The following is a 19,218-nucleotide window of genomic DNA, read 5'->3' as shown; positions in this document are numbered from 1 at the left end:
CAACGCTCCGGGCGCCTCAGGCAGTTCGAATATTTTGACGAAGGCTATCTCGCGCCAATTGATGGAACTGGACATTTCAGCTCAGGTAAAATTGACTGCCCGGAATGCTGCGTAAAAAAGCCAGGTAGCAAGAATCCTCAGTACTATCACCAGCTATTAGCTTGCTGTCTGGTAAAGCCGGGCAAAAAGGAAGTACTCCCTTTAATGCCGGAACCCATTATTCAGCAGGTGGATGCCTCAAAGAATGACTGTGAAAAAACGGCGTTGAAACGACTTCTGTCAAACATATCCAGAGAGCACCCACACCTTAAGCTGGTTCTGAACTTCGACGATCTTTACTCCGACGGCCCGACCATCAAGCTGGTGAAATCCCACGGATACAGCTTCATCATGGTGGCAAAGGACACTTCGCATACGTCGCTTTATGAATCGGTTGACGAACTGGATAAGGCTGACAAAGTGAAACGCTATCAGTTTACCGATGAAAAGGGTCATAAGCATTGGTTCCGGTTCGTGAACAACGTCTCCATCAATAAGTCTCATAAAAAGACACTGGTCAACTACCTCGAATACGTCGAAACTGATCCGAAAGGCAAAAAATACGTCAACACATGGATAACCGATATTCAACTCACTCAGGAGAATGTGGCGAAAGTCATGCGAGGAGGCCGCGCTAAGTGGAAAATTGAGAACGAAACCTTTAACACGCTAAAAACACAGGGCTACCACCTCGAACACAATTACGGGCACGGAAAGCAACATCTGGCGACCAATCTGGCCTGCCTGACGTTCAGCGCCTTCCTCATCGACCAGATAGAGCAGCTGGCTTGCAAGTTCTTCCAGCAGGCTCTTGAAGCAAAGAAGTCCAAAAAAGCGCTATGGCATGCGATCAGGGGATTATTTGACTGGTTCACCATCGAAAACTGGGAAGACGTGTTTGCAGCGATTACTGAAGGCAGGAGTGCCAGCTTAAAGCACCTGGTAGTTGATACCACGTAGCAAAGATACTGGTGGCCCTGATTTCCTGTGTTTAGAACTTGCTGACAGATTGGCTGATTAAGCAGTCGGGTGTTGTTCAGCCCGAATAAATGGCATCAAAATAATCTATTGGATCGAACATTTATTAATGGTCAGCGGGAATTGCTGGCTTCTTGTGGTTGTGAATGAAATATGCCGGTTAGTTTTCAGAAGATGATGATGTCTTTTGGGTTGAATTGACTGATAAATGATGAGTATGGATACACACCTAACAAAGCCGGAGTTCATGACTGAATTCCGGCTTTGCTAACACAAACAAGAGGGCCTAGGGTTAACGGTGCTATGTATTGATAATGAGCCTGAAATACTTCTGGGTATGGAAAGTCTGCTGGTTCGATGGGGTTGCCAGATTTATTCTGCGGGCAGTGTGAAAGAAGCGCGCAAGGTCGTCGAGGAATGTGGCCTGCCTGATATTCTGTTGGTTGATTATCGCCTGGATGACTGCATAGATGGCATTCAGCTGGTTGAGGAGCTACGCAAGTTGTCGTCTGTTCCAGTGCCGGCCATTCTGATTACTGCTGATAAACAAGACAGTGTTCGTGATCGGTGTCGTGATCTGGATATAAAGATCATGGGTAAACCAGTTAAACCCGCATCGTTAAGAGCTTTAATGACTTCGCTGACAGCGCCTGTTCCAGTGAAGGCTTTATTTGAGGCTAAGCAGGAGGGGGCTCGATAGAGGGGTTGTCGTTGCCAAGGCTGGGCTGCTCAATCTCCAGCTCATTCATAGCAATGACGGCCTGGGTTCTGCTGCGCACTCCCAGTTTTTTAAAAATAGCGGTGACATGGGCTTTTATTGTGGCTTCTGAAACTTCCAGTTCATAAGCGATCTGTTTGTTTAATAGACCTTCGCTGATCATGCCCAAAACTCTGAACTGTTGAGGCGTTAATGTTGCCAGCTTTTGCTCCAGTTCTGATGTTTCCCATTGCTCAGGCAGTTCTGGAAGTGATTCAGGCAGCCAGGTATCACCTTCCAGCACCTGTGTGACCGCGATTTTCAAAACATCCAATGGAGAAGACTTGGGAATAAAGCCGTTGGCGCCATGCTGCATGGAACGGTGAATGACTTGTGAGTCTTCAGAAGCAGAAACAATAACAACAGGGACTTTCGGATATTGTCCCCGCAGAAATATTAGCCCGGAAAGACCGTGAGCTCCGGGCATATGTAAATCAAGAAGAATCAGATCAGGTGAGGGTATTTGTTCAAGAATATTTTGCAGTGCGCCAATGGATCCGGCTTCATAAACTTCAGGATTTTCCAGCCCCTGTCGCAGCGCTGCCTGTATAGCAGCCCTGAATAAAGGGTGGTCGTCTGCAATGATAATCTTGTATTCCATTAGCTCAGAGTGCCATTTACCCGGTGAGCTGTAAAGGCTGACCGGTTGTTATTGTTTTGAAGGCCGAACCTGCTTATGAGATCCGGCTTTTTCCTGTATGCAGATTTTTATCGGCGGGAGTTGTGTGAAGAAGAGTCAGACCTGCCCCTGGGATAAAACAGGGCTGAAGCATTTGGGAAACTTACCCTGTTTTTTTTCATAGAAAGCCTGGATTTCTGCCAGGTCTTTTTCCATGCTGCATCCGGGCTTGATCACTGGTCCAAAGCCGGCTTTTTTCTTCTGGAAATCCAGATAAGCCAGAATAATAGGAACTTCAGCCCCCTTGGCAATATGGTAGAAGCCTGTTCTCCAGCGATCGCCTTTTAAGCGGGTGCCTTCAGGGCAAATAACCAGACCGAGTTGTTTATTGCCTTTGAAGCAACCAATGCTCTGTTCGACCAGGCTACTTCTGCGGGCCCGATCGACAGGGATTCCTCCCAGCCAGCGCATGATGGGGCCTAAGGGACCCCAGAACAGACTGGACTTTCCCAGCCAATAAGCACCTATACCATGGCTCAGACCCACGGCCATGCCAATAAAGAAATCCCAGTTACTCGTATGAGGGGCAGCTACCAGAATATAGCGAGGCACCCGGGGCTTATTACCTTCAATCTTCCAGCCGGAAATCAACAGACACAGTCTAGCCAGAACCTTCAACAGCTGACTGATGATCGGCGTATTAAACACCGTTAAGCGCATATGCAAGCCTTAATCTTTGACCATGAGCACTTTCAAGCTGGCAATCTACCGAGCCTGTGCGCTTCATTTGCTGTGGGTACTTGGTTTGTATGTATTCCGTAATAGCTCTGAGAATGAATGGTTTTTATGCACTCATCGAATTCAGGCAATGGGAGTCAGGCCCTGAGAGGGCAATCAAACGGAGTGCGATTTGACGCTTTTATTATCTGATTGAAAATACGTAAATATTCGGGGTTGCAATAAGCGGGGGAGTGGCTTTGGTGTTTATGCTGCTGATTTCGGGTAGGAACTATCGAGGGGCAAGGCAGTCAAAGAAGCTGAATATCAATGATTTACGGATGATTTTAATATGTATGGTTCTATTACCAGCCGATCTAACTCACCTTGTCCTACTTCAGCAGGTTCTGAGGCGCAGAATTCAGGGCGATCAACGCCCTCTGATCAAGAACAACCTAAAAATTTCTGGAAAAAATACGAAGTTGAAGCGCCTTTTCACTATTTTTTGCCTTCCCGCTTTGAGCCTTATGCCGGAGCCGCCGGCGGCCTTGCTTTTGGAGCGCTGGTTGCTCTTGCTGCAAGGTCGGTCAATCTGGTGGGCGATGTGGGCAGTTGCGTGATCACAGGCGCTGGTGGCCTCATTGGCTACACCGTTAAAGGGCTTGGTATTGCTTCACATAATTTCCAGAATCTGAGGCCACTTGTTAATGCAGAGAATCGATCTCGTCAGTTGGAGGAGGCTTCTGTCATTGCGGATCAGGGGGTAGCTCTGGCCAAGGGAGAAGAGCTGTCAAAGTATATGTTCTCAGACAAGTTGACTCAGCTGTATGATAAGAAAGTAGACTATTCCGTACTCACTCAAGCTAACAAGGAATATAAGGAAGCTTTTGAGAATGTCAAAGTAAGAAGAGCAGAGGTCACATCTCTCTATGGAGGAAGTCATAGCGCGTCATCCGCATTCATTCGCTCTGTATCTCAAGGGCAAATTCCTCCCAACACACCAGACCATTTTGTTGAAGCTGCTCGGGCCAGTCTTCAGGCGACTCAAGTCATGGCTGAAAAAAAACAGGCCATGATAGAGCCGTTTGAGTCATTCAAGGCTTCTTTGGCTGAACCTCTGAGAGAAGTGGAAAGCGATATTGAAAAAATGAAGGCTCAGGTGGAAGCAATGGGGTTTGTTCAAAGGCAGGAATGAAATGGGTTTGGAATCAGAAGGGCTGAGTTCTGATATTATCATGAGCTCTCGGCCTTCTGTTTTGTCTGGGGGGCTGTAGAGCTTACCACTGACCTACTGCGAAAAAGCCGGATTTGGACATTTTCTCGCTATGAGTGATGGGTATCTGATGAAGGAATGGCCATTTTAAAGCCTTTAGCTTCTTACCCATATCCAGACGCTAATGCAACCAAGCGTTAATGTGCATACATACTCCGTTCATCCTGAGCCCGTTGAAGGATGCTAATAATGCACTCCGACAGGCTCACTGCGAACGTTATGGGAAGTGGCACTTGGCTGCACAAGTACCTTTAATAAAGCGTGCCTGAATCAGAGTTTCGGGGTTCCAGTTTATTACGCAGGCACAGCTTGTTACTGTATAAAAAAACAGCGACTTCTATTGTCTCCATTTTCTTCTGTCGTTAGACTTCAATAACCCATTCAAACTTTCCTGATCCTGTCATGCCAGAAGAGAGCTCACCCGTTCAGAGAAAAATTCTCCACGTAGATGCCGATGCCTTTTACTGTTCTGTAGAAGAAAGGGATGACCCCACCTTAAAAGGCAAGGCATTTGCTGTAGGAGGGAAGGCGGAGCGTCGAGGGGTGATAGCCACTTGCAGTTATGCTGCCCGAAAGTCGGGTGTGCATTCAGCCATGGCTTCTTATCAGGCGCTCAGGCTGTGCCCGGAGCTGATTATTTTACCCGCCAGGTTTGATGTCTATAAAGCCGCTTCACGACAGATGCACGCCATTTTTCACCGCTACACCGAGATGATAGAACCACTCTCACTGGATGAAGCTTACCTGGATGTTTCCCAAGCCAAACACTGCAGAGGCAGTGGTACCCTGATGGCCAGAGAGATAATGCAGGCAGTCAGGGATGAGGTTGGGATCACTGTATCTGTGGGTGTAGCGCCTAATAAATTCTTGGCCAAGGTCGCTTCCGACTGGAATAAACCTAATGGACTCTGTGTGATTACGCCGGACCAGGTTCAGGACTTCGTATTTGAGTTGCCCGTCGAAAAAATTCACGGTGTAGGCAAGGTAACTGCTGAGAAACTTCACAGTAAAGGTATAAAGACGTGCGGTATGCTGAGGCAATATTCGCCAGTAGAATTATGCCGTTGGTTTGGCAGCTTTGGAGAAAGGCTGTGGGAGCTGTCCAGAGGTGTGGATGATAGAGCACTGGAACTGGATAGAAGACGAAAGTCGTTATCTGTTGAGCATACTTACGATGAAGACCTGCATACTGAACAATCGATACTGACTCAGGTTAAGCCTCTGCTTGAGGATCTTGCGCAGCGCTTTCAGAAAATAAAGAATGAATACTCTGTCACCAAACGATTTGTAAAAGTGAAGTTTAATGATTTCACTCAAACCACATTGGAAGAAATGATAGAGCGTGACGACCAGCCTCCTGAGGCGCATTTCAGAGAACTGTTGATCAGGGCATGGCAAAGAGGTAATAAGCCAGTCAGGCTGCTGGGAGTGGGTGTACGATTATTGGATCTGAGAACGTCCGGACAAATGCAGCAGCTGGAACTCTTTACTATGAAAATGAAGCACTCCCAGTCTCTTTAGGTTAAATGCTCTACTTGATAAACCGTATTTAAATTTCATGGTTGTTTGAATGCAGTGCAGGAAGGTTATAAACTTATAACTCCCTCAACATTCAATCTCAGATAAAGGTCCCATGGAGCTGAATCTAACAACTCCCGCTCTGCTGTTTCCGGCTATTTCTCTTTTATTTTTATCGTATACCAACAAGTTTTTGGCGCTGGCTTCTTTGATCAGAAACCTTCACGGTGAATTTAAAAAACACCCGGATAACCTTCATATTAAGGGGCAGATGGAAAACCTTCGACGAAGGATGATATTAATCAAGCATATGCAAGGGGCTGGCATTGTCAGTTTTATCTGTTGTGTCCTGGTGATGTTTCTTCTGCATATGGGGAAATATCAGCTGGGCTTTATTCTTTTTGGCATCAGTCTGCTGGCATTGTTAATTTCTCTGGTTATCTGTCTTGCAGAGATTAAAATTTCGATTGATGCATTGGAACTGCAAGTGAGTGAAATGGAGGATTAAGCGGTTTTTATAACCGCTTTTTCAATAACCACTGTCCGGCTAATCCAGACACCAGACAGTAGGCAACAAACCAGTAAAAACCAGAATGAAGCTCTGCCTGAAAGTTAAGCAGAGCACTCTCTGAAGAAGCCGCGTTAGCCGCCAGCATAGCAATAAGAACGCCCATTGCGAACACATCAGCCATAGACCATTTACCTAGAATGGCATTGATTTTCAGTGCGGCCTCTCGTGATGATGAATGGCACGACGCCAGTAAAAGCAGGCTTTTAAGCGTTGGAATCAAGACGCTGAAGGTCAGAATAAGAATGGCCACAAAGGCATAGCCAAAATTCCAGAGGTCTTTGGCGGTTCCCAGAATGCTTCGGGTTTTCTCATAAACCCGGCTTTGTCCTTCCACCTTCAGGTTGGCAAGAAACTGGTTGGCCATAGACAGCAGGGTAGGATGCATGGACTGTTGTTCCATGATCTTCTGACCCTCCTTAACCAGGGCTTGGCGATTCATGTCGGCCTGAAGGGTGATAAGAGGCTGGGTGATCCCGGGGATTAATAAACCCAATGAAATAATGAGAACAATCAGGGGGGCTGCAATACCGGAAATACGGGGTTCAGTCATTCTTTTTGTATCGTCTGGTTAGAATTATCAAGCCTCTAAAATAGTTTAGAAATCTTAAAAGAACAATCTTCTCAGAGTTTATGGGCGTCAATAGCCGGGTTTGTCCTGGTCGGACTCACCGGCTATTGGCAGGGTACTGGAGATTCTTTCACTGGCAACTATAGGTCAGGCAGATTCGAGATGATCTACGATCAGTTGTAAGCTCTGCTGGCCTCTAAACTCGTTAATGTCCAGCTTGTAAACGACATTCACTGTGTTGATATTCTGGTTTGGCCACTGACCCGGGTCGATGTTGAATGCAATGGCATCCACATAATATTCTGATGAGGGTACTTTAAGAACCATTTTCAGATGCTTTTGCCCAACCAGTCTTTGCTGGATGATTTGAAACCGGCCATCGAATGAGGGTTCAGGAAAATTTTGCCCCCATGGCCCCGCCTCTCTTAAAATCTGAGCAGTATCCATGGTCAGCTCTGCAGCCCCCAGCTCACCATCCGTGTGAATCTCAGCTTCCAGTTGTTCGGTCGTCAGCCCCTGTTTAACAATGTGATCAAAAGCCTGCGCAAAAGTATCAAAATCTTTTTTGTAGATACTGAGGCCGGCTGCCATGGCATGGCCACCAAACTTTATGATCAGTCCGGGGTTCTCCCGGGCAACACTGTCCAGGGCATCGCGCATATGAAGGCCCTTGATGGACCTTGCAGACCCTTTAATTTCTCCATTGTCGGCCTCTGCAAAAGCGATCACTGGACGATGCAGCTTCTCCTTGACCCTTGAAGCCAGAATGCCCACTACCCCCTGATGCCAGCCCTCCTGAAAAAGACTGACTCCCCAAGGCAGGTCCGATTGCTTGTCGAGCTCCAGACTGGACAGATGACGCATCGCTTCAACCTGCATACCCGCTTCAATCTCTTTTCTGTCCCGGTTGAGTCCATCCAGTTCAGCCGCTAATTCTCGGGCGGACTCAATACGCTCAGTCAGTAACAATTCAATACCGGTAGACATATCATCCAGTCGTCCTGCTGCATTCAGCCGGGGTCCCAAGGCAAACCCCAGATCCGAAGAGGTCAGGCGAGACTGTTGTCGACCGGAGATCTCAATCAATGCCTGGATACCAGGACGACAATGCCCTGCACGAATTCTTGCCAGTCCCTGATAAGCCAGTATGCGGTTGTTAGCGTCGAGACTGACAACATCAGCAATAGTGCCCAGTGCCACCAGATCCAGTAATTGAAAAGGGTTGAACTCGGTCTTGCCTTTAAACCAGCCGCGTTGTCGTAGCTCGGTTCTCAATGCACACATGACATAGAAAATAATGCCTACGCCGGCAGTATTCTTACCCGCAAAAGGGCAGTCAGGCTGATTCGGGTTAACGATGGCGTCAGCCTCAGGAATTTCCTCACCTGCCAGATGGTGATCAGTAACAATGACTGTCCATCCCTGTGATTTTGCCGCAGCTACACCGTCAATACTGGAGATGCCATTATCAACAGTCACCAGCACTTCAGGCTGGTATTCTCGGGCGACCTGGACAATTTCAGGGGTTAGGCCGTAGCCGTATTCAAACCGGTTGGGCACCAGATAATCAGCTAACCCTCCCATCTGCCTCAGAGCCAGTACGCCCAGTGCACTGCTGGTGGCGCCATCACAGTCAAAATCTCCGACAATTAAAATGCGTTTTTGCTCGTAAATAGCATCAGCCAGAAGGCTGGCCGCTTTTTCAATATCCTTGAGACTTTTGTAGTTCTGAAGACCCTTCAACTGGCGGCTGATCTCTGAAGGATCACTAATGCCCCGGGCGCTGTATATGCGAGCCAGCAGCGGGTGGATGCCATCAGTTAACGGGAGAGGGTTGTGGGTGCGTCGAGTGATCTGAAGTGGCATGAAGTGTTCTGGGCTATCTGAATAGGGAAGTATCGACTTACTCTATCACAGAGAGCGGCAGAGCACAGGGGGGAGTATGTTGTTGGGCTGGAAATCACTTGCCTGCACTCACCCCAATCACCTGCTGTCGTATAGATACAGGCTCATGGGGCTTTACGAGTTTGCTGCCATCAGCTATGACCATCAGGTTCAGAGATGAGTGTGAATAAACTTTTTCACAGAGTTCAGGTCGTTATCCACTACATCGTATCTCTCTTCACGTTCCAGAAGGTCTTTCATGTGATGAGGCAGTTCGGGTGTATCCAGGCCGGCTTTTTCAATGGCCTCAGGGAATTTTACCGGATGCGCCGTTGCCAGTACTAGATTGGGAGTACGGCTGTCTGTTTCCAGTTCTTCAAGAGCACGAATGCCAGTGATTGTGTGAGGATCGGCCAAATATTCAGTACGATCAAACAGAGCTTTAATAGCGTCACAGGTATCCTGATCATCAGTACGACTGCTGTCGAACAATTCACGGATTTTCTGCCAGCTTTGTTCTGAAGCAGACAGTTTGCCCGTTTTTTCAAACGTCGCCATCAGCTCAGCCAGAGCCTGGCCATCCCGGTCGTTCAGGTCGAACAACAGGCGTTCGAAATTGCTGGAGACCATGATGTCCATGCTGGGTGACAGCGTGTGTTCAAGGCTCTGTTTACTGTAATCGTTATTCTGGAAGAAACGGTGCAGGATGTCATTACGGTTGGTAGCGACGATCAGTTTGCTGACAGGCAGTCCCATACCACGGGCTATGTAACCGGCAAAAATATCGCCAAAGTTACCGGTGGGTACCGAGAATGCGATTTCTCTGTCCGGTCCACCGAGTTCCAGTGAGGCATGAAAGTAATACACGACCTGAGCCATGATTCGGGCCCAGTTGATGGAGTTAACAGCGACCAGGCGAGTCTTTTTTTCTGAAGACCGGGGCAGAAAAGACTGGTCAGCAAAGCACTGCTTGACCATGGCCTGACAGTCATCGAAGTTACCCTGCACAGCGATGTTATATACGTTGCTGTCCAATACCGTCGTCATCTGTCGTCTCTGGACTTCAGACACTCTCTGATAGGGGTGCAGGATGAATATATCCAGTGCTTCGCTGTGGCGACAGCCTTCAATGGCAGCAGAACCTGTGTCTCCGGAAGTGGCTCCCAGAACAACAGCACGCTCACCTCTTTCTGTAAGAACGTAGTCCAGCAGCCTGCCAAGCAGTTGCAAAGCAAAATCTTTGAAAGCCAGGGTAGGGCCATGGAACAGCTCCATCACCCACTGATGACTTTTCAGTTGAGTCAGGGGAGCGACTGCTTCATGGGAAAATGCAGCATAGCTGTCGTCAATCATTTCCTTCAGCTTGGCGTCTGGAATGTCTCCAGCCACAAAAGGTTTGATGACTTCAAAAGCCAGTTCATTGTAGGGGAGGCCTCTCAATGAGCGGATTTTTTCCAGGTCAAACTGGGGCAGTTCAGCTGGAACATATAATCCGCCATCTTCTGCCAGTCCAGCAAGAAGCACTTCCTGAAAACTCTTTTCTCCGCCCTGTCCCCGGGTACTGATGTATTTCACAGCTTATTCCATCTAATGTTTATGAGTTCATGGCGTTCTCTGTTATGAGCAGTGCCATGAAGAGTGAGCCTTCAGGCTTCACTCCTTTTGCATAAGCCCGGCAGGCTTATGCTCTCTGGAATTCAATCTAAACCTGTTTCGAACTCAACAGGTTTCAGGCCATGGTTTCAACACGAATACGTGTGATAGGAGCCTGGATATCGATCAGACCTTCAATTTTATTGATGGCCTTGTCGAGGGTTGATTCTTTTATCGTCTGGGTCAGGATGACAATGTCTGCGAAACCATCACTCTCGCGGATAGCTTTTTGGGTGATGGCGTCGATATTAATGCCGTGATCACTGAGAATCTGGGTGATCGCGTTCATGACACCAGGGTGATCGTCTGCATGGATTCTCAGGTAGTTGGCGCTCAGTGTTTCACCGATAGGAAGTACTGGCGTGCTTTTCAAAGCATTTTCAACAAAACCCAGTGGGTTAGGTGTTGTCTGAGGCGCTTCCAGTGCACGGGCAATGTCCATGATGTCAGCTACGACAGAAGACGCTGTTGGCTCGGCACCTGCACCGGGGCCAACCATCATCGTTTCACCCACGGCGTCGGCATTGATGACTACAGAGTTTAGAACACCGTTGATGTTGGCCAGGGGGCGAGAAGCAGGAATCAGTGTCGGGTGAACCCTCAGCTCAACGCCTTCATCAGCCTGCCTGGCGATACCCAGATGCTTGATGCGATAGCCCAATTCTTCAGCGTATTGAATATCCGCAGGTGTTACACGGCTGATACCTTCTGTATAGGCGCGCTCAAAATTCAGGGGAATACCAAAGGCAATGGCAGCCATAATGGTCAGTTTGTGGCAGGCATCAATACCTTCTACGTCAAAGGTCGGGTCAGCTTCTGCATAACCCAGAGCCTGAGCTTCAGAAAGTACTTCTTCAAATGGACGATTCTTGTCGCCCATTTCAGTCAGAATAAAGTTACCGGTACCATTGATGATGCCAGCCAGCCAGTTAATCTGGTTGCCCGACAGGCCTTCTCTCAGGCATTTAATGACAGGAATGCCTCCAGCCACGGCCGCCTCATAGGCGACAACGACATTTTTCTCTCGAGCTGCCTGGAAAATCTCATTGCCATGCTCTGCAATCAGGGCCTTGTTAGCGGTGACTACGTGCTTGCCATGTTCAATGGCTGTGAGAATTAACTCCTTGGCAACGTCGTAACCGCCAATCAGTTCAACCAGAATATCTACGTCCGGGTTGCGAGCGACGTCAAAAATGTCACGGGTCATTTGTGTAGTTGAGGTGTCAGAGGCTGGATTGTCCCTGCGGGCTCCAATCTGCTCTACAATAATGGGTCTGCCAGTTCGTGCAGCAATGCTGTTGGCATTGCGAGTCAGTACATTAAATGTACCGCTGCCTACGGTACCCAGGCCACATATTCCTACTTTGACCGGTTTCAAACTGTTATCCCCCAGGAGCTGGTTTCAACCTGGATTCTGACCGGGGTCAGTGCTCAAGTATAAGGCTCAGTAGAATAGAGCATTTTTTCCGTTGTATTAGTGCGAATAGTTGACCTATCTGAGCAAACTCAACGGAAATAATGTCACTTTTTCCTGGGCTTCAGGACGAGCTATCTGATCTTGGTCAGACTCCATGTTTGTGTCGACGGCTTTCAGAGACAGAAAGCACTCTGATTCTTATCAATTGATCGGGGATTATAGCCATAAACCGCCCTTAAGGGCGATAGTCTACCCGGACTGTTTGCAGGCTATCCGCAATGGAGTGGTCATCTCGCTCTATCCTGTGGGTTCTGTTTTCAAATATGGGGCATGGTTACCATGAAGAAGCCTTCACCCTGTAGGGATACAAAACATTATTTCAGCGGCGCATGGCAGAACGGATCTTCTGGCAGAAATGCCGGAGTCGCTCTTTTCTCTCTGGTTCTGGCGATGACAGCACTGCCATTGTCAGCAAAAGAACGAATTACGGATCATGAAAAGTTGGCTGAGGCATTGTCTGTCAATGACCTGCCCAGTGGCTATGTCAATCTGGAACATGGTCAGGTCATGAAGCGGATAGGTTCAACCAGCTATGAAAAATGGTCGTTCAGCGTTAGTTTCAAGGAGCACTACGGGATTAATAATCGAAAGGGTGCCATAAAGGCTTCTAATGCCACGGAATTAATGCTGGAAGAAAAGGACGGAAGTCCATTATTGAGGCGGCTCTATAACAATTTTACGTCGAAGTCGGGGCAGGGTACGAATTTTCTGCGTACCCTGCCAGAGCTTTACTTCTTGGGAGAAGAAGCGGGTGCGGGAACAGGTGCAGGAGTGGGTGTTATGCCCATAATCCTGGCAAGTTCTGCAGCAGGGCGATAACCAGGTATGGCTTTTCCGTTTTCAAGGAACAGGGCGGGTGTGCCACTGACACCAAGATTCAGACCCATCTGGAACTGCGCTTCAATCAGAGCTTCGCACTGGCTTTTTTCCATGTCCTGTTTGGAGGCCAGTGTGGAAATCTCTTGTCCGGTTTTCAACTCGGACATGGCTTCCTTTCTATCTGGGGAGCACCAGGCTTCAACCATTTTGGTATAGGCTGGAGATTGTTTGCCACCGCGAGGGAAAGCCAGATAACGGACTTCTATGCCCATGTTATTAAGTTCTGGAACTTCCTGATGTAACTTTCGGCAATAGCCGCAGTCAACATCAGTAAAGGCATAAACCACCCCTTTGGTTTCTCCTTTGGGAGAAAACACAATTAGTTCTTCTTTTTTCAGGGACTTCAGTTGGTCAGCCACCGCTTTATTGCGGATTTCTTCAGTAAGGTTGACGATCTGTCCATCCTTTATGTCCAGCATGTCACCTCGTAACAAAAGCTTACCGGTTTTATTGGCATAGATAACATTGCCACCTTTGAGGATCACTCTGAATACACCTTCCCAGTCACTTTTATCAATGCTTTCAATGGGAATGTTGGCGTCAAGGTTTTTCAGTTCTTTGGTAATCGCATTTCTGGCTTCTTCCATAGCTTTATCTGCTACAGGTGCAGCCTGTAATAAAGGTGTTACGGCCAGTGTGGCAGTAAAAATCAGTGCGCTGAGACGCATGGCTCATCCTCTTGGATATTGTTGTTCTCTTGACCGACCGTCTAAATCCAGTCAGGCAGCTACTGCCAATAAGATCGGAGAGTATGGTGCAGAAGTTTAGACTCTTTGCTGTGATTGTCAGTCAAAAAGGGTGGGATTGTAAGCGAGGAGACAGGCACGCACGCTTCCCTGGGGAAGAAAAAGGTGAATGGTTGCTCCGAGTCTGGCGAAAGGAGTGGGGCGAAGCAGAGTCAGTCTGATTCAGAGGGGGGCTCAGACTGACAACCAGACACCAAAAATGGCGCTGTAGTAGAGGCAGATTACAACAGCTGAATTATAGGTTTACCGCGCTAATACCTCGTCAGCAGTGCTTTTAAGATCATCAGGATGCAGTGTTCCGTAATATTCGGCAACGTCCACAATATCCTGCTCGGAGAGCTGTTTAGCAGTGACCTGCATATAAACGTTTTCTCGCTCTCCAGACTTAAATGCTTTTAATTGCTTGCTAATATAAGCAGGTTTTTGGCCTTTAAGGTTTGGATACTGCTGTATATAAGGCAGTACGGTCTCGCCATGGCAGCCAAGACACACTTGTTTGGCCAGCTGTTCACCATTGAACAGATTAGGCTTCAGTATTTTTTCTGCCTGGGCTGGCATTGCCGAAAGCAACAGACCCAGGGTGGCTGAAGCGTATAAAGCAACAGATTTCAACATGTGGGGTCCTTACTTTTTCGGTGGAGGCATTAATGCCGGATCCAGGGGAAGCCTGCGAAAAGTCTCCATATCAATATCAGCAACACCATAATGGGTGCTGAGATAGGCCAGAATCGGCTCCCAGGTTTCTGACAGATCCCAGAGACCCTGAGTATCAATCATCCACTGTAAGGTTTCACGCCAGGCTTTTTCATCACCACTGTTCTGTCCAACGATCAGTGTGGTGTGGCAGGCGTTACACTGGGCGTTTACCATCTCCCAGCCCGGCGCCATCTTCAAGCCGGACACAGGGTCCACCGGGTATTCTTTTTTCGGAGCTTCATCCGATGCGGCCAGAGCAGTACCGGATAAAAGTACCGAAACCAGCAATAGTTTCAGAGTTTTGAAGCCTGGCATCAGGCAACCCTCACAGCAATCCGGTGGCAGCCATTGAAGAGGTAACCTTTCGGGTTCCACTGAGGCTGTACAACAGGCTGGGAGTCGCCTTCGCTGTCGGTGGCTTTGGCCCAAATCTCATAGTAACCCTGTTCTGGCAGATCCAGATTAATGCTCCATTGCTGCCAGGCGCCTTTATTCACAGGCTTGCTCAATTCTGCTTCATGCCAGCGAGTACCATAGTCATAGCTGACTTGAACCTTGACGACTTCTCTCAAACCCGCCCAGGCATGACCTCTGACTTCCTGGGGTTGCCCCAGCGGCATTTCTATACCGGTCTGCGGGAAAGTGATCAAAGATTTGACGACCATTTCCTCAATAATTTCAAAGTCTTCATTAGGCACCTTTTCACCAGGTGCTACCGGGTACTTAGGAACCTGGTAAGCGGGGGCAGCCATCTTGGTGCCATCGTGAACCTTGTTTCGAACACTGATGCCGGTTGCCGCTTTCTGGGAAACAGAAGCCGGGCGACCTCCAAAGACCACTCTCAACGGATATCCATGACGGAACGGGATATCATCACCGTTCATTGACCAGGCAATCAGGGCGTTATCATTCATGGCCGCTTCAATAGGAACGCCTCGGGAAATGGCAGGGCCTTCACCGCTGAGATGCTTGTCGATGGCGTGGTTACCGGTGTATACCGCATCATCTTTGACGCCACAGTCTTTTAATACGTCGCTAAGGAGCACACCGGTCCATTCTGAACAGTAAACTGCTGCATTATTCCACTGGTTGCCTTTGGCTCCGGGAAAGAAGCCTTTACGGCTGTTACCGCCACATTCAAGAACCAGTCTCTGTGTATGATGTTTGAACTTGCTCTTGAGCTCATCGATGGTGTAAGTCTTGGATTCGACAACGGATTCGCCATCCACTGTGAACGTCCAGGTCTTTGGATCAATTTTATCGAACTCAGGCATCAGGCCGTTCCAGCGTACAAAGGGTACGTTGGCAGGTGTTACGGCAGGGTCCAGCATGTGTTCAGCTGGATGCGCATTCAATGGGTTGGTATTCAGTACGGTATAATAATCGGGTAGATCTTCAGCCTTGGCCCATTTCAGGTTGGAGATATCAATGGGCTCCAATCCAGTTGGGCGATTATCAGCAAATACCCATCTTACAGGCAGGATAGAAACAGCGGATGCAGTTAATGCATGTTGCAGAAATTTTCTTCTGTTCATTCTGAGGAGTCCTTTTTGCCTGCGTAGAAATGGTCAGCCAGGCGCAGCATATCTTCTTCGCTCAACAGCTGGGCGACTTTGGTCATGGTAATGTCCTGTCGTTTACCGCTTTTGAAAGCGTGCAGTTGAGATATGAGGTACTCGCGATTTTGCCACTTGAGGTCAGGGATAGTATTGAAAGCATTGCTTCCATCCTGACCATGACAGGCACTACACATATTGGCTAACTTTTCATATTTGTCGGATGCCTGTGCTGTTGTTATGACTGCTGAAGGCATAAGTAACAGAGCTGTGGCTGCCCAGGGCCTCAGATTGAACCTGATGGAATCCGGTAATTTCAAAGCGAAAGCCTTTCCAGTTTTTCAGATATTAACCCGAACTTATTAATTAAAAGACAATAGTCTTATAGTTTCTAGTTAAAGGCGGGTGTTTTTTAAACGATTAATATCTGCTGTGTATTTTGATCTGATAAAGCTGAGTGACAGCTTTCCCCCTTTTGAATTAAAAAGTTTGCATGGACTTTACAAATGAAAATATACGTAGTGACCGAATTAATTGAATTTTTATTGTTTCTCTTAAATAAAACTTAATGCGGTCTTTTGCTGATTGAATGAGAAGTGATCGTTTTTCTGGCTAATTAAAAAGGTAATTTTTTATTATTGAATCTTAGAATATAAAACTTTGAACCTGTTTCTGGTTATTGTCTCTGAATTTAATTGGATTTTACGGGTTTTTGAAATTTTCTTGCAATCAAGAAGTCGGGATGTTTTTTGATCGATAACGTACCTTCTGTTAAGGATTTGTCTTGAAATAACTTCCCGATGTTAACTCCGATTAAAACATGAACTCCGTTCACCCTGAGCCTGTCGAAGGGTGGTGGCTCTGGGCTTCGACAGGCTCAGCCCGAACGGGGGGTGGTCAAATAAGGAAGTTATTTACGGACTATTCCTAAATTAAGGCTGGCTTTGTGAGATTTCAGGCTAAAAAGCTGAAGTGAATTTCAGCCTCGGGGGTGGTGAGAGCTATGAAGCTCTCTCAGGCGTTGCTGGGCAATATGAGTATAAATCTGTGTGGTAGACAGATCGCTGTGTCCCAGTAGAAGCTGAACCACTCGAAGGTCTGCGCCATTGTTTAGCAGGTGAGTGGCAAAGGCGTGTCGCACTACATGGGGAGAGACGGTACTTTGAATGTTGGCTGTAACTGCATGTTGTTTGATGCGGTGCCAGAAAGTCTGGCGTGTCATAGGGTTGTCATTTCGTCCTGGAAAAAGCACCCGGTTGTCAGGGTTGTTGATCAAAAAAGGCCTGCTTTCTCTCAGGTATTTTTGAAGCCAGTTCAGGGCTTCTTCCCCCATAGGAACCAGTCTTTCTTTGTTACCTTTACCCTGAATTCGCACAATGCCCTGCCTGAGATTGATTTGATCCAGGCTCAGGTTGACCAGCTCTGATACTCTGAGTCCACAGGCATAAAGCAACTCGAGCATGCAGCGATCTCTGATACCGATTTCGGTATTGAGGTCAGGCGCTGCAAGAAGATTTTCTACATCGGCCTCTGTCAGTGATTTGGGAAGAGGGCGGCCTTGTTTTGGCATATCAATATGTTGAGTGATGTCCTGACTCACTTTACCTTCCCGCAGCAGGTGTCGAAAATACCCGCGTAAGCTGGATAGTGCTCTTGCCGTCGAACTGGGCCGGAAGTTTTGGGTGTGGCGCCAGGCCAGATAATCTGTCAGGTTTTTTGTGGACGCTTTTTCAGGGGCGGTGTGATGTTGCTCAAGCCAGGAGGAAAAATAGTCTATATCTCTTTTATAGGCAGCGCGTGTATTTTCGCTGAGGCCTTTTTCAAGCCAGAGATGATTGAGAAACAGTTCGATGGACGTGTTAGGCATTATTATCTGTATAAAAGATTTGAGTGCCTATTATTGCGACAAAAAGGCCAACGGTAAAGTCGGCAGATATCTGCCATCCATGGCAGCGAAGTGTTAAGGGGTGGGAGTAGGTTCTTCTGGAATTATGTTATAAATACCAAGTTCCTGAAGCCGGGTTTCATTAAATTCAGCACCAAATTTGTAGGCACGTTCTCTATTCTGAAGGCTATAGAAGTTACCGCGATCGTATCGAGCGGGAGTTGTCCAGCCATCGGCTGAATCATCAACGTAAGCATTCTGTGAGTTCACATAAGCTTCAGCCAGCTGTGCGGAGTTAAGTTCCAGAAAATGTTCGACAGATAAAGTAGGTAGAGAAGGTCCTGCCTCTACACCTTTTGGCAGGGTCTGGTTGGTAATCTTCTTGACGTTCTGGTCTGTCAGGTCAAGCCATGCTGTGACGACTCCGCAAACCTTGAACATGCCTTTTTTATTCAAAAACTCGCTGGGTCTTTTGAAAAGAAGATTTGGATCATTTTCTGCTTCAGCTTTAGCTTGAAGTGCTGCCTCGGAGTTCAGATAGGTAGTGAAGTCCATGACGACAAACTGGCCATAGAATAGATTGTCGGCGTTATCCCTTGGGATCTGGGGGTAAAATACCTTGTTGAATTCGTCATCAAGTAGTCTTACAGATACCACTGGAGATACGTTGTCGCTTGTTTCTCCCGGAAGGCTCAGTCGAGCAATGGTTTTCATCTGAGAGTAAATGCAAATCTGCTGCCCTGTTGTAATACCATTTCGAATCTGGCTGGCATAGTGAACTTTTGTATAGTCTTTAAATGATTTGGCAACATGCTTTGGAGCGTCTAGAGTCGAAAAAGTCGGGAGGCTACTAAAATCTTCGCTCAGGCTATCTGCGTTTGCTGAGCTGGCGATTGCAGTTGCACATAGTAAAGGAATTACAGCATAGAGCGATTCTTTCTTCCAGAACATAATCATGTTACTCGTTTTCAGATGTTGATGATCGATGACTACCCGTTCAGGTATTCAGTGCATATTTAAATAAATAATCAGACAAACCTGCTGCGATAAGCCTTTATAAAAATAGTTTGATTTTATTGAGACTCCAAATAGAAACTCCGGGCTTGAGAGTAGACTGCAGATGGCGTCTTTAATAGGGGTTCAAGAGCTGTTTAAATAAAGTAAGTACTCATACAATGTTTGCAGTGTTTGTTTTTAAAAAATAAAAATATGTGTCATAAGGTACATCGCAATAAACTAGTTCAGCGTTGGTTTGTATGGAAATACTGTCTGGTAATATGTGGCTATTTTATTATTCGCTAAGAAACGATTTTATTTTTTAAACGAATATGAATCTTGCTTTTTATTCGTAACTTATTTATTTGACCATAGTATTATATAAAAATACAAAATTTTTACATTC

General features: G+C 47.2%; 19 protein-coding genes. 6 read left to right on the top strand and 13 right to left on the bottom strand.

The features are described 5' to 3' along the window. Together GZ78_RS09795 and GZ78_RS09790 are read left to right on the top strand one after the other, a co-directional pair. A partial coding sequence (locus GZ78_RS09795) for a transposase (RefSeq protein WP_051786013.1) occupies positions 1-999 on the top strand: 999 nt, incomplete at its 5' end. A gap of 316 nt (positions 1,000-1,315) precedes the next feature. Further along, complete coding sequence (locus GZ78_RS09790; RefSeq protein ID WP_236631522.1) at positions 1,316-1,717, top strand: response regulator; 402 nt, start codon at positions 1,316-1,318, stop codon at positions 1,715-1,717. Here the strand turns inward: GZ78_RS09790 and GZ78_RS09785 are convergent. After that, positions 1,695-2,375 (bottom strand): response regulator transcription factor, encoded by a 681-nt coding sequence (locus tag GZ78_RS09785; RefSeq protein WP_034835081.1) that lies wholly within the window; start codon positions 2,373-2,375, stop codon positions 1,695-1,697. The two genes, GZ78_RS09790 and GZ78_RS09785, sit on opposite strands and share 23 nt — an antisense overlap. 135 nt (positions 2,376-2,510) lie before the next feature. Then, positions 2,511-3,113: a lysophospholipid acyltransferase family protein gene (locus GZ78_RS09780; protein WP_034835080.1), complete on the bottom strand. Its 603-nt coding sequence runs from the start codon at positions 3,111-3,113 to the stop codon at positions 2,511-2,513. Positions 3,114-3,462: 349 nt separating this feature from the next. On the opposite strand from GZ78_RS09780, the gene GZ78_RS09775 reads away from it, so the two are divergent. The 3 genes from GZ78_RS09775 (at position 3,463) to GZ78_RS09765 (ending at position 6,409) form a co-directional block, all read left to right on the top strand. Next, positions 3,463-4,305: a hypothetical protein gene (locus GZ78_RS09775; protein ID WP_034835079.1), complete on the top strand. Its 843-nt coding sequence runs from the start codon at positions 3,463-3,465 to the stop codon at positions 4,303-4,305. 480 nt (positions 4,306-4,785) lie between these two features. Next, positions 4,786-5,904, top strand: coding sequence for a DNA polymerase IV (gene dinB, locus GZ78_RS09770; protein ID WP_034835078.1), 1,119 nt, complete (start codon positions 4,786-4,788; stop codon positions 5,902-5,904). A gap of 112 nt (positions 5,905-6,016) precedes the next feature. Continuing rightward, positions 6,017-6,409, top strand: coding sequence for a DUF2721 domain-containing protein (locus GZ78_RS09765; protein ID WP_236631521.1), 393 nt, complete (start codon positions 6,017-6,019; stop codon positions 6,407-6,409). 7 nt (positions 6,410-6,416) lie between these two features. Here GZ78_RS09765 and GZ78_RS09760 read toward each other — a convergent pair whose 3' ends face one another. The 4 genes from GZ78_RS09760 to GZ78_RS09745 all read right to left on the bottom strand — a co-directional run bounded on the left by GZ78_RS09760 (position 6,417) and on the right by GZ78_RS09745 (position 11,955). After that, complete coding sequence (locus tag GZ78_RS09760; RefSeq protein WP_034835077.1) at positions 6,417-7,022, bottom strand: paraquat-inducible protein A; 606 nt, start codon at positions 7,020-7,022, stop codon at positions 6,417-6,419. A gap of 165 nt (positions 7,023-7,187) precedes the next feature. Continuing rightward, positions 7,188-8,906 (bottom strand): single-stranded-DNA-specific exonuclease RecJ, encoded by a 1,719-nt coding sequence (gene recJ / locus GZ78_RS09755; RefSeq protein ID WP_034835075.1) that lies wholly within the window; start codon positions 8,904-8,906, stop codon positions 7,188-7,190. Positions 8,907-9,095: 189 nt separating this feature from the next. Beyond that, complete coding sequence (thrC, locus tag GZ78_RS09750; RefSeq protein WP_034835074.1) at positions 9,096-10,499, bottom strand: threonine synthase; 1,404 nt, start codon at positions 10,497-10,499, stop codon at positions 9,096-9,098. Positions 10,500-10,653: 154 nt separating this feature from the next. Next, entirely contained in the window at positions 10,654-11,955 is a 1,302-nt protein-coding gene (locus tag GZ78_RS09745; protein WP_034835072.1) for a homoserine dehydrogenase, read from the bottom strand. Between the two features lie 378 nt (positions 11,956-12,333). Here GZ78_RS09745 and GZ78_RS28860 point away from each other — a divergent pair, with 378 nt between their 5' ends. Next, positions 12,334-12,873: a hypothetical protein gene (locus GZ78_RS28860; RefSeq protein WP_152558648.1), complete on the top strand. Its 540-nt coding sequence runs from the start codon at positions 12,334-12,336 to the stop codon at positions 12,871-12,873. On the opposite strand, the gene GZ78_RS09740 is transcribed toward GZ78_RS28860, so the two are convergent. The 7 genes from GZ78_RS09740 to GZ78_RS09710 form a co-directional block, all read right to left on the bottom strand. After that, complete coding sequence (locus GZ78_RS09740) at positions 12,783-13,601, bottom strand: DsbC family protein (protein ID WP_051786012.1); 819 nt, start codon at positions 13,599-13,601, stop codon at positions 12,783-12,785. The genes GZ78_RS28860 and GZ78_RS09740 overlap by 91 nt on opposite strands. Before the next feature lie 321 nt (positions 13,602-13,922). Beyond that, positions 13,923-14,294 carry a c-type cytochrome gene (locus GZ78_RS09735; protein WP_051786011.1) on the bottom strand — a complete coding sequence of 124 codons (372 nt, stop codon included), beginning with the start codon at positions 14,292-14,294 and terminating at the stop codon, positions 13,923-13,925. Between the two features lie 9 nt (positions 14,295-14,303). After that, positions 14,304-14,690 (bottom strand): hypothetical protein, encoded by a 387-nt coding sequence (locus GZ78_RS09730; protein ID WP_034835070.1) that lies wholly within the window; start codon positions 14,688-14,690, stop codon positions 14,304-14,306. Next, positions 14,690-15,910 carry a sulfite oxidase gene (locus GZ78_RS09725; protein ID WP_034835068.1) on the bottom strand — a complete coding sequence of 407 codons (1,221 nt, stop codon included), beginning with the start codon at positions 15,908-15,910 and terminating at the stop codon, positions 14,690-14,692. Before GZ78_RS09725 ends, GZ78_RS09730 begins: the two co-directional genes overlap by 1 nt. Then, on the bottom strand, positions 15,907-16,251 hold the full coding sequence (locus tag GZ78_RS09720; protein WP_201772694.1) for a c-type cytochrome: 345 nt from the start codon (positions 16,249-16,251) through the stop codon (positions 15,907-15,909). The genes GZ78_RS09725 and GZ78_RS09720 overlap by 4 nt, the downstream gene beginning before the upstream one ends. Before the next feature lie 659 nt (positions 16,252-16,910). Beyond that, positions 16,911-17,798 (bottom strand): site-specific tyrosine recombinase XerD, encoded by an 888-nt coding sequence (gene xerD, locus GZ78_RS09715; RefSeq protein WP_034835066.1) that lies wholly within the window; start codon positions 17,796-17,798, stop codon positions 16,911-16,913. A 93-nt stretch (positions 17,799-17,891) separates the two neighbouring features. After that, positions 17,892-18,767: a hypothetical protein gene (locus GZ78_RS09710; protein ID WP_152558647.1), complete on the bottom strand. Its 876-nt coding sequence runs from the start codon at positions 18,765-18,767 to the stop codon at positions 17,892-17,894. Between the last annotated feature and the right edge of the window lie 451 nt (positions 18,768-19,218).

This window comes from Endozoicomonas numazuensis (assembly GCF_000722635.1).
Classification (GTDB): Bacteria; Pseudomonadota; Gammaproteobacteria; order Pseudomonadales; family Endozoicomonadaceae; genus Endozoicomonas_A; species Endozoicomonas_A numazuensis.
Note: the sequence above shows the minus strand (reverse complement) of the source record. Positions and strands in the feature narration are given on the sequence as shown.